The 15,398-nt window shown below is 58.6% G+C and carries 13 protein-coding genes; 9 read left to right on the top strand and 4 right to left on the bottom strand.

Annotated features, from left to right (window positions below; all coding sequences use genetic code 11):
* The first annotated feature begins 204 nt into the window (after positions 1-204).
* Complete coding sequence (locus F3I47_RS17525; RefSeq protein WP_009087958.1) at positions 205-447, top strand: DUF1158 domain-containing protein; 243 nt, start codon at positions 205-207, stop codon at positions 445-447.
* Here the strand turns inward: F3I47_RS17525 and F3I47_RS17520 are convergent.
* A complete protein-coding gene (locus F3I47_RS17520) occupies positions 437-1,882 on the bottom strand; it encodes a PLP-dependent aminotransferase family protein (protein WP_150030141.1) in 1,446 nt (481 codons plus the stop codon). The two genes, F3I47_RS17525 and F3I47_RS17520, sit on opposite strands and share 11 nt — an antisense overlap.
* A gap of 57 nt (positions 1,883-1,939) precedes the next feature.
* Here F3I47_RS17520 and F3I47_RS17515 point away from each other — a divergent pair, with 57 nt between their 5' ends.
* From F3I47_RS17515 to F3I47_RS17505, 3 genes are all read left to right on the top strand, one after another.
* On the top strand, positions 1,940-2,395 hold the full coding sequence (locus F3I47_RS17515; RefSeq protein WP_150030142.1) for a carboxymuconolactone decarboxylase family protein: 456 nt from the start codon (positions 1,940-1,942) through the stop codon (positions 2,393-2,395).
* A gap of 510 nt (positions 2,396-2,905) precedes the next feature.
* Positions 2,906-4,519 (top strand): malate dehydrogenase (quinone), encoded by a 1,614-nt coding sequence (mqo, locus tag F3I47_RS17510; RefSeq protein ID WP_009087963.1) that lies wholly within the window; start codon positions 2,906-2,908, stop codon positions 4,517-4,519.
* Positions 4,520-4,645: 126 nt separating this feature from the next.
* Positions 4,646-7,030, top strand: coding sequence for a phosphoketolase (locus F3I47_RS17505; protein WP_150030143.1), 2,385 nt, complete (start codon positions 4,646-4,648; stop codon positions 7,028-7,030).
* Here the strand turns inward: F3I47_RS17505 and F3I47_RS17500 are convergent.
* On the bottom strand, positions 7,027-7,614 hold the full coding sequence (locus tag F3I47_RS17500; RefSeq protein WP_058956905.1) for a LysE family translocator: 588 nt from the start codon (positions 7,612-7,614) through the stop codon (positions 7,027-7,029). The genes F3I47_RS17505 and F3I47_RS17500 overlap by 4 nt on opposite strands.
* Before the next feature lie 134 nt (positions 7,615-7,748).
* On the opposite strand from F3I47_RS17500, the gene F3I47_RS17495 reads away from it, so the two are divergent.
* A complete protein-coding gene (locus tag F3I47_RS17495; protein WP_150030144.1) occupies positions 7,749-9,236 on the top strand; it encodes a PLP-dependent aminotransferase family protein in 1,488 nt (495 codons plus the stop codon).
* On the opposite strand, the gene F3I47_RS17490 is transcribed toward F3I47_RS17495, so the two are convergent.
* Complete coding sequence (locus F3I47_RS17490) at positions 9,203-9,826, bottom strand: glutathione S-transferase family protein (RefSeq protein WP_009087970.1); 624 nt, start codon at positions 9,824-9,826, stop codon at positions 9,203-9,205. The two genes, F3I47_RS17495 and F3I47_RS17490, sit on opposite strands and share 34 nt — an antisense overlap.
* A 108-nt stretch (positions 9,827-9,934) precedes the next feature.
* Here F3I47_RS17490 and F3I47_RS17485 point away from each other — a divergent pair, with 108 nt between their 5' ends.
* Positions 9,935-10,783, top strand: coding sequence for a PhzF family phenazine biosynthesis protein (locus F3I47_RS17485; protein ID WP_046100810.1), 849 nt, complete (start codon positions 9,935-9,937; stop codon positions 10,781-10,783).
* Positions 10,784-10,820: 37 nt separating this feature from the next.
* On the opposite strand, the gene F3I47_RS17480 is transcribed toward F3I47_RS17485, so the two are convergent.
* Positions 10,821-11,579 (bottom strand): SDR family NAD(P)-dependent oxidoreductase, encoded by a 759-nt coding sequence (locus tag F3I47_RS17480; RefSeq protein WP_150030145.1) that lies wholly within the window; start codon positions 11,577-11,579, stop codon positions 10,821-10,823.
* A gap of 115 nt (positions 11,580-11,694) precedes the next feature.
* On the opposite strand from F3I47_RS17480, the gene F3I47_RS17475 reads away from it, so the two are divergent.
* The 3 genes from F3I47_RS17475 to F3I47_RS17465 all read left to right on the top strand — a co-directional run bounded on the left by F3I47_RS17475 (position 11,695) and on the right by F3I47_RS17465 (position 15,263).
* On the top strand, positions 11,695-12,594 hold the full coding sequence (locus tag F3I47_RS17475) for a LysR family transcriptional regulator (protein ID WP_009087975.1): 900 nt from the start codon (positions 11,695-11,697) through the stop codon (positions 12,592-12,594).
* Positions 12,595-12,639: 45 nt separating this feature from the next.
* Positions 12,640-13,659: an inner membrane protein YhjD gene (gene yhjD / locus F3I47_RS17470; RefSeq protein ID WP_009087977.1), complete on the top strand. Its 1,020-nt coding sequence runs from the start codon at positions 12,640-12,642 to the stop codon at positions 13,657-13,659.
* Positions 13,660-13,931: 272 nt separating this feature from the next.
* Complete coding sequence (locus F3I47_RS17465; RefSeq protein WP_009087978.1) at positions 13,932-15,263, top strand: MFS transporter; 1,332 nt, start codon at positions 13,932-13,934, stop codon at positions 15,261-15,263.
* Positions 15,264-15,398 lie beyond the last annotated feature (135 nt).

Below are 15,398 nucleotides of genomic sequence, written 5' to 3'. Positions count from 1 at the left end.
AGCAAAATCAGGGATTTAAGTATAGCAAAGGCTATAACTCTTATCTTCCGCTATGAATGGACCTAAGTCGATGGTGGCAAAGCGTTTTCTGGCCACTCTGAGTGCCTGAATCCCCGCTCCCTTCGCCTTTGCGCCCGACACCGCCATTGAACCGCGCAGCCAATTACCGGAAAATGCCGGGCTGATAATGATGGGATACCGGTAATGAATAACCCTTTTGAAACGTTGATCGTGCCTGGTGGCATTCTGCTGCTGGGTTTTCTCTCGGCGCTGCTGCTGCCCGCCCCTGCCTTCAGCCTGACCGTGGCGCAGCATCTGCTGCAGCTATTCCATCTGCAGGATCTCAATCAGCTTTACACGGTCGTGTTCTGCATCTGGTTTTTACTGCTGGGCGCGCTGGAGTTTTTTGTTATCCGCTTTGTCTGGCGCCGCTGGTTCAGGGCCTGACGGCACAATGTGCGTCCACCAGCGCTTTTAGTTGTCCGGCGCTGCGGGCATAGCCTTCGCGCGGCAGATGTGCCGCGTCCAGCAACAGGCCTGCGCGGCGCTGATCCGCATCCTGATACCAGACTGACAGCGGCGAGGGTGCCATCCCCCACTCTGCCGCCTGCTGAGCAATAAGCAGGTCCGGGGAACCGGCGGGCAGGCGAACGATCACCGCCAGCCCGGCGCGCTGCAGGTCCGGAAAATGGGGGTGCAGCGCGGCAACCATCTGCTCCAGCCGCTCGTGATACACACGCTTCATCCGCCGCAGATGCCGCATGAAGTGACCTTCCCGCAGAAACTCCGCGACCGCATTGTGCAGCAATCCTGCCGATGCCGGTGCCAGTAACGCACACACCTCACCGAACCGGGCAGCCAGTGCGGGCGGCACCACCATAAAACCGAGCCGCAGCTGTGGCGTCAGCGTCTTGCTGAACGTGCCGATATGCAGGACCCGTCCCTCGCTGTCGAGGGCAGCCAGCGCTGGCGCGGCGCGATGACCAGGCTGGAGCTCACCCAGATAGTCATCTTCAATAATCCAGCGCTGTTCGCGGCTGGCCCACTCAAGCAGGGCATGGCGGCGCGCCAGGCTCATCGTCATGCCAAGCGGTGCCTGCTGGCCCGGCGTCACCAGCGCGAAAGCGGCGTCCGGCGCACGCGTCCCCCCGGCAGCGACCTGCATCCCCTCCTCGTCGACCGGCACCGCAACCGGCCTGACCCGCAACGCTTCCACCGCGCCGCGCGCCAGCCAGAATCCGGGATCTTCCAGCCAGGCGGTTTTGCCCTGAAAATCCATCGCCAGGCCAATCAGACCCATCGCGCCTGCATAGCCACTGGTAATGATGATCTGCTCCGCCTGACAGCGCAGACCGCGCGCCACCGCCAGATAGGCCACCAGCGCCTGACGCAGTGCCAGGCTGCCACGCGGATCGGGATAGCTGGCTGGCCGGCTGACCTGCATTCGCGCCTGCCGCTGCAGGATGCGCAGCCAGACTTTGGCCGGGAACGCATCGCTGGCGGGCGTCCCCATCTGGAAGGTCAGCGGCGGCGCGTCAAACGCCTCGATCCCTGCAGAGTGCGGCGGAAGGCACCCGGCATCGGAGCGGGCCGGTTTTAATGGCGGCAGGGTGCTGACGAAGGTGCCCGCCGCGCCCCGGGTCTCCAGAAACTGACCATCGGCTAGCATGTCATAACTGGCACGGACGGTGCCGCGGGCAACACCGAGCTGCGCGGCCAGATCGCGACAGGAAGGCAGACGCGCCCCCGGCTGTAAACGGCCTTCACCAATCGCCTGCTCAATCAGCTGGCGCAGCTGTTCGCTCAGCCCACGCGGCGTACCGCGCTGCAGCGTCAGCGAGAAAAGGGGGGATGGACCAGTCAGACTCTCATTTTTTGGCACTTTATCTGCTCCATTCAAAGGCCGAAAATCGCCTCATCAATCCCAGGAGGCAATAAGATGAGCGAACGTATCGATTTTCACCAGGCAGCACCGGCAGGCATGAAAGCACTGAGCGGCGTATACGGTTATCTGTCACAAACCGATCTGCCGCTCACTTTACTGGAACTGCTGTTCCTGCGCATATCGCAGATTAACGGCTGCGCTTACTGCATTGATATGCATACAAAAGCGCTGAACAAGGCGGGGATCGGCTGGGATAAAATTGTACTGACGTCGGTCTGGCACGAATCCGGCACTCTGTTCAGTGAAAAAGAGAAAGCGGCCCTGCAGTGGGCGGAGTGCCTGACGCTGATTGCACAGCATGGCGCGCCGGAAACAAGTTATACCGCGCTGAGGGAGCACTTCAGTGACAAAGCGATTGTCGATCTGAACATCGCCATTGGCCTGATGAACACCTACAACCGCATGGCGATAAGTCTGAAAAAGTTGCCTGCCAGTGCGAATGCGTCATAAGTGAAACCGATGCGTGCGCCGCTGCGCGCGCATTTTCAGACTCACAAAAATGTAACATTATTTTTACACAAGAGCCTGTCCGGCTGCTTTATCAACAATTCAAACTATTCCGCATTGCATAATAAATCGCTAAAATTCAGATAATTAAATAATTCCGCACCGTTCATATCGATTCTGCCGTTGCACCATCATGGCGCTTTTCCGCAACATCCTTTCCGGGTTAACCCTCTGACTTAACAATAAAAAATCCCTAATCGCGCAGCCGTGCTGATGATTAATTCTTATGCTGAATCATTTCTGCATTTAAAAAATAAACAAATGTTTAATTCAGGGGTGAGAATGTTATATTCGGATGACAAAGCATAACGTGCAGTTAACCCGTTATCACCGCTTTAACCTATACCTGAGACTTAACCTTTGAGAAATAGCGCAACGCGCTCGCAAGAAGCGTGACTATTTCGCCTGCAAAACTGTTGGGCTTCAGGTCAACAGAAGAGGAGATGTCGCCTCATGTGCAATTCAGCTGTAAACCTTGCGCTCGCGATGAGTGCCATGGCAAAGGACACCACTACCGCGCAGGAGCGCAAAGACGTTGACGTGCTGCTGATTGGCGCAGGTGTGATGAGCGCTACCCTCGGTGCATGGCTGCAGGATTTAGCGCCGGACTGGTCCATCGAAATGGTGGAGCGGCTGGACAGCGTGGCCGAGGAGTCGTCCAACGGCTGGAATAACGCCGGCACCGGTCATGCCGCCCTGGCCGAGCTGAACTATACGCCGCAGCAGGCGGATGGCAGCATCGACATCTCTAAAGCGGTGACGATCAACGAATCGTTCCAAATTTCCCGCCAGTTCTGGGCCTATCAGGTCCAGAAAGGCAACCTGCGTAATCCCAAAAGCTTTATTCACAGCACGCCACACATGAGTTTTGTCTGGGGAGACGACAACGTCGAGTTCCTGCGCAAACGCTATCAGGCGTTGCAGAAAAGCACCCTGTTCCGGGGCATGGCCTACTCCGAAGATCCGCAGCAGATTGCGCGCTGGATCCCGCTGGTCATGAATGGCCGCGATCGCCGTCAGAAAGTGGCCGCGACCTGGACGGAGATGGGCACCGATGTGAACTTCGGTGAAGTAACGCGTCAGCTTATCGCCTCCTTAGAGAAGAAGGCGAACTTCCGCCTGCGTCTGCGTCAGGAAGTGCGTGACCTGAAACAGCTCGCCGACGGGCGCTGGCAGGTGACGCTGCAGTGTCTGAACAGCGGCAACCGCCGCACGCTGACAGCGGGCAAAATCTTTATCGGCGCTGGCGGCGCGGCATTGCCGCTGCTGCAGAAGGCCGGTATCCCGGAAGCGAACGGCTACGCCGGATTCCCGGTAGGGGGGTCGTTCCTGGTGACGGAAAATCCGCAGGTGGTGGCGCAGCATATGGCCAAGGTCTACGGCAAAGCCAGCGTCGGCGCACCGCCGATGTCCGTGCCGCACGTTGACACCCGCGTACTGGATGGCAAGCAGGTGCTGCTGTTTGGCCCGTTCGCCACCTTCTCCACCAAGTTCCTGAAGCAGGGTTCGCTGATGGATATGTTCACCTCTCTGAACAGCAGCAACATGCTGCCGATGGTGAAAGTGGGGCTGAAAAGTTTCGATCTGGTGAAATACCTGATGGATCAGGTGCTGCAAAGCGATCGCGACCGTATGGACGCCCTGCGCGCCTATGTGCCGCAGGCGAAGCAGGAGGACTGGCGGTTAGTGACGGCCGGTCAGCGTGTGCAGATCATCAAGAAGGATGAGAAAGAGGGTGCTGTATTGCGCCTCGGCACCGAAGTGGTCGCCTCACAGGATGGGACGATTTCAGCACTGCTGGGCGCCTCGCCAGGCGCCTCGACAGCGGCACCGATCATGCTGGAACTGCTGCATAAGGTCTGTCCTGAGCAGATGGCCACGCCGGAATGGCAGAATAAAATCCGCGCCGTCATCCCTTCCTGGGGTCGTAAGCTGAACGGTGACGTGGCCCTGACAGAGAAAGTGTTGGCCGAAACCAGCCGTATTCTGCAGCTCGACTACTCGCCGGTGACACCGATGGCGGCAAACGATGAAGGACGTGAAACCGCGTTCGTTGTCGGCAAGTAATTCCGCACCGCTGATAAAAAGGCTCCGCACAGCGGGGCCTTTTTTATTGGCCGGTTGCCTGGTCGTCCTGGGGTTTCTCTATTAGGGTTAAGAGATCTTTTAGCTGAACACTCAGGAGGAAAAGGCATGTCTTACTCCCCTGCTTCACCGGAATTCACGCTGCTTGACCGCTACTGGCGGGCGGCGAACTACCTCTCCGTCGGGCAGATCTACCTGATGGATAACCCGCTGTTGCGCGAGCCACTCAGGCCGGAACATATCAAACCGCGCCTGCTGGGCCACTGGGGCACCACGCCAGGGCTGAATTTTATCTATGCCCACCTCAACCGGATTATCCGGCAGCAAAATCTGAACATGATCTACATCTGCGGACCCGGGCACGGCGGCCCCGGCATGGTGGCTAACACCTGGCTGGAGGGCAGCTACAGCGAAATTTATCCGCACATCAGCCAGGATGCGGCGGGCATGCAGCGCCTGTTTAAACAGTTCTCCTTCCCGGGCGGCATTCCCAGCCACGCGGCCCCGGAGACGCCTGGCTCAATTCATGAAGGAGGGGAGCTGGGTTATTCGCTCTCTCATGCATTTGGCGCGGCTTTCGATAATCCCGACCTGGTGGTGCCCTGCGTCATTGGCGACGGCGAAGCGGAAACCGGACCGCTGGCGTCCAGCTGGCACGGCATCAAATTTCTCAATCCGCAACGTGATGGCGCGGTGTTACCTATTCTGCATCTCAACGGCTACAAGATTGCTAACCCGACGCTGCTGGGTCGCAGCAGCGATGAAGATCTGCGTCAGCTGTTCAGCGGTTACGGCTATGAACCGCTGTTTGTCAGCGGGCATGAGCCGGAGAAAATGCATCCGCTGATGGCGGAAGCGCTGGACAATGCTCTGGCAAAAATCACCGCCTTCCAGCGTGAGGCGCGCCAGGCCAGCGCCACGACCGATGTGCCGCGCTGGCCGATGATTATCCTGCGCAGCCCCAAAGGCTGGACCGGCCCCAAAACGGTCGACGGCAAAAAAGTAGAGGATTTCTGGCGGGCGCATCAGGTGCCGGTCGCCGCCTGTCGTGAAGATGAAGGTCATCGTCAGATTCTGGAAACGTGGATGCGAAGCTACCAGCCGGATGATCTGTTCGATGAACAGGGTCGCCTGAAGCCGGAGCTGCAGGCGCTGGCGCCGGAGGGCGACAAGCGCATGGGGGCTTCGCCTTACGCTAATGGCGGCCTGCTGCGCCGTGAGCTGGAGACGCCGGAGCTCGCCGCGTTTGCCTGCGAGGTCGGCGAACCGGGTTCACAGATGGCGCAGGCCACCGAGCATCTGGGACGCTACCTCAGCGTGCTGTTTCAGCGAAACCGCGACAACTTCCGGCTGTTTGGCCCGGATGAAACCGCCTCAAACCGCCTGACGCCGGTCTTCGACGTGACCAGCCGCACCTGGCTGGAAAGAACAGAGCCCTACGACGAGCAGCTGGCGCGCGATGGCCGCGTCATGGAAATTCTCAGTGAGCATCAGTGTCAGGGCTGGCTGGAGGGCTATCTCCTGACCGGCCGTCACGGGCTGTTCAACTGCTATGAAGCCTTTATCCACATTATCGATTCCATGTTTAACCAGCATGCTAAGTGGCTGAAAGTCACGCGTAAGCTGGGCTGGCGTAAGCCCATCTCCTCACTCAACTATCTGCTCTCTTCGCACGTCTGGCGCCAGGACCACAATGGCTACAGCCATCAGGACCCCGGCTTTATCGATCACGTTGCCAATAAGAAAGCGGACATCGTGCGTATCTATCTGCCGCCCGATGCCAATACGCTGCTCTGGGTGGGCGACCACTGTCTGCGCACCTGGGACCGCATTAATGTCATTGTGGCGGGCAAACAGCCTGCGCCGCAGTGGCTCGACATGGCCAGTGCCATAACCCACTGCGAAGCGGGCATGGGCGAATGGCGCTGGGCAGGCACCACGCCCGATAATGCGCAGCCGGATGTGGTGATGGCCTGTGCCGGTGATGTGCCCACCATGGAAACCCTAGCGGCCGTCGATCTGCTGCGCGAGATGCTGCCTGAACTGCGGATCCGGGTGGTAAACGTGGTCGATTTAATGGCGCTGCAGACGCAGGATCAGCACCCGCATGGCAAATCCGACGCGGAATTTGATGCGCTGTTTACGCAGGATAAACCGGTGATTTTTGCCTTCCACGGCTATCCGACGCTGGTGCATCGCCTGACCTATCAGCGCACCAATCATCGCAACTTCCACGTGCGTGGCTTCAATGAAGAGGGCACCACCACCACGCCATTTGATATGACGGTGCTCAACGAGCTGGACCGCTATCATCTGGCGCAGGAGGCGATTCTGCGCGTGCCCGGGCTGGCGGATGCTCATCTCGCGCTGCTGGAGGATTTGCAGCAGCGTCTGGCCGCGCATCACCAGTATGTCCGCGAACATGGCGAGGATCTGCCGGAGGTGCAGAACTGGAAATGGCCATCCGCCACTGCACCAGGCGCGCCTGACTAAGCGGCCTGCAGCGCGTCGGTCACCATCCAGACGGTGGTCGCCACCAGCGACAGCGCCATCAGGCTGTTAAACAGCTGGCGCTTCCAGGCAATCTGCAGATGGCTGCGCAGGCGGTCGCCCAGCGCAGCCCAGATCAGGATGCAGGGCAGATTAAGCAGCATGAAGCAGATCATCACCGTGACGACGCCGCTGCTGGCGCTGTAGAGCAGTGCCACGTTGCTGGCCATCAGCCAGGCTTTGGGGTTAATCGCCTGGAAACAGGCGCCACCCAGCAGCGTCATCGGCTGCGGCCGGGTGCGCGTTTCGGGAGCGGCAGCACGAAAGATCTTCCAGGAGAGCCACAACAGATAGGTGCAGCCTGCCAGCGTCAGCGGCAGGCGAATCGCCGACATCCAGTGCAGCAGCACCTCCAGCGCCATTCCGGCAATCACCGTTTGCACCGCACAGCCCAGTAAAATGCCGAACATCATCGGCAGGGTGCGACGCATGCCAAAATTGACCCCGGAGGTCGCCAGCAACAGATTGTTCGGGCCTGGCGTAATCGACATGACGGTGACATAACTGAAGAAAGAGGGATCAAGCATAGTGGCGCTCCTGAAAGTGGACAGAGCTCTATGCTACGGCGCGGAAAAGAATGGTAACAGTGACACAAAATCACTATTGTGATGGTTACAGTTTACATTTGCAGCAATTGTACCCATCCAATCCGGAGGCTACTGTGTCCCTTGCTCCCTCTTCCGATCAGCGTCTTTATCAGCAGTTGGCGGACAGCTTCGCTGAGGCTATCCACCAGGGCACGCTGAAACCTGGCAAACGCCTGCCAGCGATCCGGCGTGTCGCTCAGTCCCATCAGGTCAGTGTGAATACGGTGCTGAATGCCTGGCAGCTGCTGGAAGATCGCGGTCTGATTGAGGCTCGGCCGCAGTCGGGCTACTACGTGCGCGGCGTGCTGCCCGCCGTGACCCGTCACGGTGAGCATAAGACCCGGGTACGTGACCCCGGCAGCGGTAAACTCGACCTGATTGATAAGGTGTTTGCCGCACAGAACCATCCCGACTACGTCAATATCTCGCTGGCCTGCCCGCAGGACAGTGAACTTTTCCCTGCGACCCGCGTCGCCCGGATCACGGCTTCACTGCTGCGCCGTCATCCCAATCTGATCGGGCGCTATGCGCTTCCGCCCGGTAGTGAGCGCTTACGGGAGGAGATTGCGCGCCGGGCGCTGCACGCCGGACAGCGGCTGACTGCCGATGAGATCACCCTGACCCACGGCTGCATGGAAGCCCTGCAACTGGCATTACGTGCGGTCACGCAGCCTGGCGACTGTGTCGGGCTGGAGTCGCCGACCTACTTCTTCCTGTTTCCACTGCTGGCGTCGCTGGGCCTTAAAGCGCTGGAAATCCCCACCGATCCGCAGCATGGCCTGTCGCTGGATGCGCTGGAGATGCTGCTGCAGGAGCAGCGCATCAAGGCACTGATTGCCATGCCCGGTGTGCAGAACCCGCTGGGCTGCGGCATGTCACTGGCAAACAAGAAGCGGCTGGCAAAGTTAGTGAATACTTACCACGTTCCGCTGATCGAAGATGGACTGTATGACGAGTTGCAGTTCGACTGGCCCCTCTCGCCCGCCGTGAAAGCGTTTGATCGCGATGGCTGGGTGATCTACTGCACCAGCTTCACCAAAACCGTGGCACCCGACTTCCGGATTGGCTGGACCGCTGCCGGCCGTTTTCACGACGCGATTGCCCGGCTCAAAGCGGTTTCGTCGATGGCTGAATCGGCCCTGCTGTCAGAAACACTGGCGGAGTTTCTTGCGTCCGGCGGTTACGATCACCACCTGCGCACCCTGCGCCGTCGCTACGCAGCCAATCTGGATGAGGCGCGGGGACTGATCGCCCGCTACTTCCCGCAGGGCACCCGCGCCACACTGCCGCGCGGAGGATTCGTCTTCTGGGTCGAGTTACCCGGCAACGTGAAGACCACGGAGATGTTTGACCGGCTGCTGCAGGAGCAGATCTGCGTCACGCCTGGCGCGCTCTATTCCCTGAGCGAGCGTTACAACCATGCGCTGCGTCTCTCCTGCTGTTATCCGTTTGATGCGCGCTATAGCCGGGCGATTCAGCGCGCCGGAGAGATTGCCTGTGAACTGTCAGGACTCCCGGCAGGCGAGGCTCAGGGCGTCCCGTTGCGGCCCCAGACGGTGTAACCACGCCGTTCGGTCAGGCGCTCGTAATAGGTGCGAACCGCCGGATAATCGGGATGCTCAAGCGGCGTCTCAAACCAGCGGTTTACCGCCAGACCAATCGGAATATCGGCCAGGGTGAAATTGCGTCCGGCAACGTAGCGACCGGTTTTTTCCAGCTGCTGATTAAGGATGCTCATGGTGTGCGCCCAGCCTTTGCAGGCCGCTGCCAGCAGGCGCGGATCCTGATGAGCCGGAGAGTTTCTTACCAGCGACATGAAAGCGTAGCGCCAGGAGGTATTCAGTTCTGTGGCCTGCCAGTCCATCCACTGATCGACCGGTGCACGCGCCTGCGGATTAGGCGGATAAAGCCACTCGCCGCCATAGGCATTCGCCAGATAGCGCAGGATAGCGTTAGATTCCCAGATGACCAGGTCATCATCTTTCAGCACCGGCACCATCGCATTCGGATTGAGTGCCATGAATTCCGGCAGATGCGTGGAGCGGAAACCGTCGCCCCACTCTTCGCGCTGGTAATCCAGATCCAGCTCGTCACACAGCCATAATACTTTGCGCACGTTGATTGAGGAGGCGCGTCCCAGGATCGTTAGCATGCAGAGTCTCCGGTAGAATCTTTAACTTATTGATAACGCTGTTAGCTGTTATAAGCAATCATCTGGCAGAGAAAAGGCCACCCTGAACACCCTCAGCAAGGAGTCACCATGCAGGTCGCGTTTAAGCAAGTCGATGTGTTTACCTCATCAGCCTTTAACGGCAATCCGCTGGCGGTCATTATGGATGCGCAGGGGTTAAGCGACAGCCAGCTGGCCGCCATTGCCCGCTGGACTAACCTGTCGGAGACCACCTTTGTGCTGCCGCCTGAGCATGCGGAAGCCGACTATCGGGTGCGCATTTTTACCGTTGAAGGCGAGCTGCCGTTTGCCGGTCATCCCACGCTGGGTACGGCGCACGCCCTGCTGGAGGCCGGCTGGCCAACCCGCACACCCGGCGAGATTGTGCAGGAGTGCGGCGTCGGTAACGTCACGGTGAAGATTAATGAGACGGGTGAATTAGCGTTTGCCGCCCCGGCTGCCACGCTGACACCCTGGCAGGATGCACTGATGGCGAAAGCGTTAAACAGCGAGGCTTTCGATCTGACGCAAAGCCCGACGGTGGTTGATATGGGTATCCGCTGGCTGCTGGTACCGATGACCAGCGCCGACGCGGTGCTGGCGCTGCAGCCCAGCGTCAGCGAACTCGATCGTCTGCTTAAACAGGCGGACGTATCGGGGATAATGGTGTTTGGCCGCCTGCCGCAGGGAGAAGAGGAGCAGTATGAAGTACGCGCCCTGCTGGTCGAGAATGGCAGCCTGACCGAAGATCCGGTGACGGGCAGTGCCAACGCCTGCCTGGCGCGTTACTTTGCCATGGCGGGACAGACCACAGGCTATCGTGTGCGTCAGGGCACGGCGCTGCAGCGTGCCGGTCGGGTAAACGTGACCTTCGATAGTGGTACGATCTGGATTGGCGGCCATACCGTCACCGTCATCGACGGCACAATCGCGCTGTAAGGCTGGCGGCATCGGCGGGCCACGATGCCGCCGGAGGTTAAATGCCCTGCCCGCCTGAGGCTTCGATGCGCTGCGCGGTGATCCAGCCGGTTTCATCACTGAGAATCGCGCTGATGGCATCGCCGATGTCGTCCGGTAATCCCACCCGGCCCAGCGCCGTCAGTGCAGCAATCTGATCGTTAATCTCCCGGGTGTCGCGCACCCGGCCTCCGCCGAAGTCCGTTTCTATCGCCCCGGGTGCCAGAATATTGACGCGAATCCGTCTCGCCCCCAGCTCCTTCGCCTGATAGCGGGTCAGCACCTCCATCGCCCCTTTCATTGATGCATAGGTCGCAGAGCCCGGATAGACCAGCCGGGTCAGACCGCTGGAGATGTTCAGGATGCGGCCTCCGTCGTTGATCAGCGGCAGCAGCTTCTGGGTCAGAAAGTAGGGACCTTTGAAATGGACATTCACCAGGGCGTCAAATTCCGCCTCCGTGGTATCGGTAAACGGCTTATAGTGACCGTGCCCGGCGTTGTTCACTAAATAGTCAAAGCGATCCCGCTGCCACTGCTGCTGCAGGGCCTCTTTCACCTGCCCGACAAAGCGATCGAACTGACCGGTTTCGCCGACATCCAGCGCCAGCGCCACTGCACGCCGTCCCATCGCCTCAATCTCTTTGACAACCGCCTGCGCCTCATCGGCATGAGTGCGGTAGGTCAGGATGATATCGATGCCTCTGGCAGCCAGTTTTAACGCGCCGTTACGGCCTAAACCGCGATTTGCACCGGTAATTAACGCAACTTTCTGATTCATCTCTCACACCTGTTGAAAAGTTGAACACGTGTTAAGGATATTCGCGAATTATTGATCTATAAACAGTGTAAAAAGCGCATCACTGTTTCAATAAAAACAACAATCGGTGAACAACATGGACAAAATTCACGCAATGCAGGTTTTTGTGCGGGTGGCCGAAATGGGCAGTTTTACCCGCGCGGCAGAGAGTTTAGGCGTGCCTAAAGGCAGCGTATCGCGGCAGATACAGGCGCTGGAGAATCAAATGGCAACCCGTTTGCTGCATCGCACCACGCGCCGGGTGCAACTGACTCAGGATGGACTGGTCTATTACGATCGCTGTCTGGACCTGCTGTCGATGATCGACGATATGGACAGTCTGTTCCAGCACGATCCCGCCACGCTCAGCGGCAAGCTGCGGGTCGATATGTCCGTCGCGATGGCGACCGGTTTTATCCTTCCCCGCCTGCCGGAATTTTTGCAGCACTACCCTGGCGTAGAGATTGAACTGAGCAGCAGTGACCGTCAGGTGGATGTGATCCGGGAAGGCTTTGACTGTGTTATCCGGGTCGGCGAGCTGAAGGATTCGGGACTGATCGCGCGAAAAATTGGCACCCACACCTTGATCAACTGCGCCAGCCCTGGCTACCTTTCGCGTTTCGGGATGCCGGTCCGGCTGGAGGAGCTGTCGCAGCATGCGATGGTCCACTACAGCCAGCAGCTGGGCCAGGCCGCACCGGGTTTTGAATATTTTGATGGCAGGCAGTGCCACTATGTTCACACCGGCGGCGCGGTAACCGTGAACAGCACCGAAACCTACCGCGCCGCCTGTCTGGCTGGATTAGGCATTATTCAGGTGCCGGCGGCCGGCATTCAGCCCCTGCTGGAAAACGGCGAGCTGGTCGAGGTGCTGCATCGCTTCCCCGCCAGGCCCATGCCGATCCACCTGCTCTATCCGCACCGGCGCAATGTGGCGCGTCGCGTGCGGGTTTTTATGGAGTGGCTGAGTCAGGTGCTGCAGGAGTACGTCACCTGAGCGACTATACTCTGATTTTAATGACAAACAGGACAGTGAAGGTCTATGACAGACAAGCAGGAACATTCGCAGGATACACAGCCAGAGAAACCGCTTATCGACATTAAAACCGGCAATCAGACCGTGGACCAGTCGATTGTCCGCGTGTCGCGTTTTGCCGCCTGGTTTCAGGCCATTCCGGCGGTGGCGCATTTTATCCGTGCCCTTGAGCGCTTTAACGACCGGCTCGGCAGCCAGTTTGGTGCGGCCATTACCTATTTCTCATTTTTATCGCTGATCCCGATTCTGATGGTGTCGTTTGCCGCTGTGGGTTTTGTACTCGCCTCCAATCCGGATCTGCTGACCGATATCATCAATAAGATCGTCAGCAGCATCAGCGACCCGACGCTGGCGACCACGCTGAAGAATACGGTGAATACCGCCATTCAGCAGCGCGCCACGGTGGGGATCTCCGGTTTACTGCTGGCGCTCTATTCCGGTCTGAACTGGATGGGGAATCTGCGGGAAGCCATTCGCGCCCAGTCGCGCGACGTCTGGGAACGCAATCCTGATGACCAGGAGAAGATCTGGAAACGCTACATCCGTGATTTCCTGTCGCTGACCGGCCTGATGCTGGCCCTGATCATTACGCTTTCGCTGACCTCAGTGGCGGGGTCTGCCCAGGCGACCATCGTGAGCGCCCTGGGGCTGGATGGCATCGACTGGTTGCGGCCTGCGATGACTATTATCGCCACCTCGATTTCTGTGCTGGCTAACTACCTGCTGTTTCTCTGGATTTTCTGGATCCTGCCACGACATAAGCCACGCAAGAAGGCGCTGTTCCGCGGGACGCTGCTGGCGGCCATCGGTTTTGAGGTGATCAAGTTTGTCATGACACTGACCCTGCCAAAGCTGGCAACCTCCCCTTCAGGAGCGGCCTTTGGTTCCGTGCTCGGCCTGATGGCGTTCTTCTACTTCTTCGCCCGTCTGACGCTGTTCTGTGCGGCCTGGATCGCCACAGCTAAATATAAAGACGATCCGCAGATGCCTGAAGCGGGCAGCGCAGCACGACGCAAAACGTCCTGATCTGTTAACAACAGCGGAAAACACCTCCCCTCGGCTATTTTTTATTCAGATAACAGGATGAATAGCTGAGGGGTCACTTTTATTTAGCCCTTTCACAGAGTATCCCGCCAGATATCGTCCGGTTTACCCCGGTATCACCCGGCATTCGCCGCACCACAGAAATTATCCTCTTTTTGCCCGCTGAAGCCAGGCGCGGCGCGGGTTTTCGCCATTGAATGCGGTCAGTCAGGTGCGTAAGATTCTTTGTCTGTATTTACAAATAAGAAACAGTTATGCAAGCCTCCCTCTCAGACACACTCGACAAACAGCAGGACCCCGCACCGGTTAACTCACGCAGTAAAGTGGTGATAGCCTCACTGGTCGGCACGGCCATCGAATTCTTCGACTTTTATATTTATGCCACGGCTGCGGTGATTGTTTTTCCCCATATTTTCTTCCCGCAGGGTGATGCCACCGTCGCCACGCTACAGTCGCTCGCCACCTTCGCTATCGCCTTTATTGCGCGTCCGATTGGCTCTGCCCTGTTTGGTCACTTTGGCGACCGCGTAGGACGTAAGGCCACCCTGGTTGCCTCGCTGCTGACCATGGGGATCTCCACCGTGGTGATTGGCCTGCTGCCGGGCTATGAAACCATTGGTGTGATGGCGCCGCTGCTGCTGGCGCTGGCGCGTTTTGGTCAGGGGCTGGGCCTGGGCGGCGAATGGGGTGGCGCAGCGCTGCTGGCAACAGAAAATGCTCCGGCGAAGAAGCGTGCGCTCTATGGCTCCTTCCCGCAGCTGGGCGCGCCGATCGGCTTTTTCTTTGCTAACGGCACCTTTCTGCTGCTCTCGTGGCTGCTGACTGACGAGCAGTTTATGCAGTGGGGCTGGCGCGTTCCCTTCATTCTCTCTGCCGTACTGGTGCTGATTGGCCTCTATGTGCGCGTTTCGCTGCATGAAAGTCCGGTGTTTGCCAAAGTGCAGAAAGAGCAGAAGCAGGTTCGGGTACCGATTGCGGCGCTGCTGAGCAGGCACCTGACTGCCACCATTCTCGGCACCTTTATCATGCTGGCGACCTATACGCTGTTCTATATCATGACGGTTTATTCAATGAGTTACGGCACCACGCCAGCGCCAGCGGGTCTGGGCATTCCGCGTAACAGTATGCTGTGGATGCTGATGCTGGCGGTCATTGGCTTTGGCGTGATGGTGCCGATTGCGGGCGTGCTGGCGGATCGCTTTGGTCGTCGCAAGACCATGATTACCATCACGCTGATGATTATCGCGTTTTCGTTCCTGTTCCCGGCGATGCTCGGTTCGGGTTCACAGGCGCTGGTGATGGCGTTCCTGCTGCTGGGTCTGAGCATTATGGGGCTGACGTTTGGCCCGATGGGCGCACTGCTGCCGGAGCTGTTTCCGACCGAAGTGCGTTATACCGGTGCCTCGTTCTCCTACAATCTCTCCTCGATTCTGGGTGCCTCGGTTGCGCCTTATATCGCGACCTGGCTGAATGCCAGTTATGGCTTACAGGCGGTAGGGTTCTATCTGGCGTCGATGGCGGTGCTGACACTGATTGCGTTGCTCGCCTGTAAAGAGACGCGTCACCAGACGCTGTATGACGTATAGTCCGGTGGGATGAAGGTCAGTAAAACCCGGCAGATGCCGGGTTTTTTTATGGGTTGGGTTTAGTCAATCTAAGGCAGCTTAGGGAGCATACTTTGACCCTAAGGAGTTTAAAAACATCGCCTTATGGTCAGGCTA

The sequence above is a fragment of the Pantoea sp. M_10 genome (assembly GCF_008631515.1).
Taxonomy (GTDB): domain Bacteria; phylum Pseudomonadota; class Gammaproteobacteria; order Enterobacterales; family Enterobacteriaceae; genus Pantoea; species Pantoea anthophila.
Note: the sequence above shows the minus strand (reverse complement) of the source record. Positions and strands in the feature narration are given on the sequence as shown.

Bases quoted from the DNA above. Each gene is read 5' to 3' on its own strand.
- F3I47_RS17465 (WP_009087978.1), top strand. From the start codon at position 13,932: ATGCAAGCCTCCCTCTCAGACACACTCGACAAACAGCAGGACCCCGCA.
- F3I47_RS17475 (WP_009087975.1), top strand. From the start codon at position 11,695: ATGGACAAAATTCACGCAATGCAGGTTTTTGTGCGGGTGGCCGAAATG.
- mqo (WP_009087963.1), top strand. From the start codon at position 2,906: ATGTGCAATTCAGCTGTAAACCTTGCGCTCGCGATGAGTGCCATGGCA.
- F3I47_RS17525 (WP_009087958.1), top strand. From the start codon at position 205: ATGAATAACCCTTTTGAAACGTTGATCGTGCCTGGTGGCATTCTGCTG.
- F3I47_RS17480 (WP_150030145.1), bottom strand. From the start codon at position 11,579: ATGAATCAGAAAGTTGCGTTAATTACCGGTGCAAATCGCGGTTTAGGC.
- yhjD (WP_009087977.1), top strand. From the start codon at position 12,640: ATGACAGACAAGCAGGAACATTCGCAGGATACACAGCCAGAGAAACCG.
- F3I47_RS17500 (WP_058956905.1), bottom strand. From the start codon at position 7,614: ATGCTTGATCCCTCTTTCTTCAGTTATGTCACCGTCATGTCGATTACG.
- F3I47_RS17505 (WP_150030143.1), top strand. From the start codon at position 4,646: ATGTCTTACTCCCCTGCTTCACCGGAATTCACGCTGCTTGACCGCTAC.
- F3I47_RS17485 (WP_046100810.1), top strand. From the start codon at position 9,935: ATGCAGGTCGCGTTTAAGCAAGTCGATGTGTTTACCTCATCAGCCTTT.
- F3I47_RS17490 (WP_009087970.1), bottom strand. From the start codon at position 9,826: ATGCTAACGATCCTGGGACGCGCCTCCTCAATCAACGTGCGCAAAGTA.
- F3I47_RS17515 (WP_150030142.1), top strand. From the start codon at position 1,940: ATGAGCGAACGTATCGATTTTCACCAGGCAGCACCGGCAGGCATGAAA.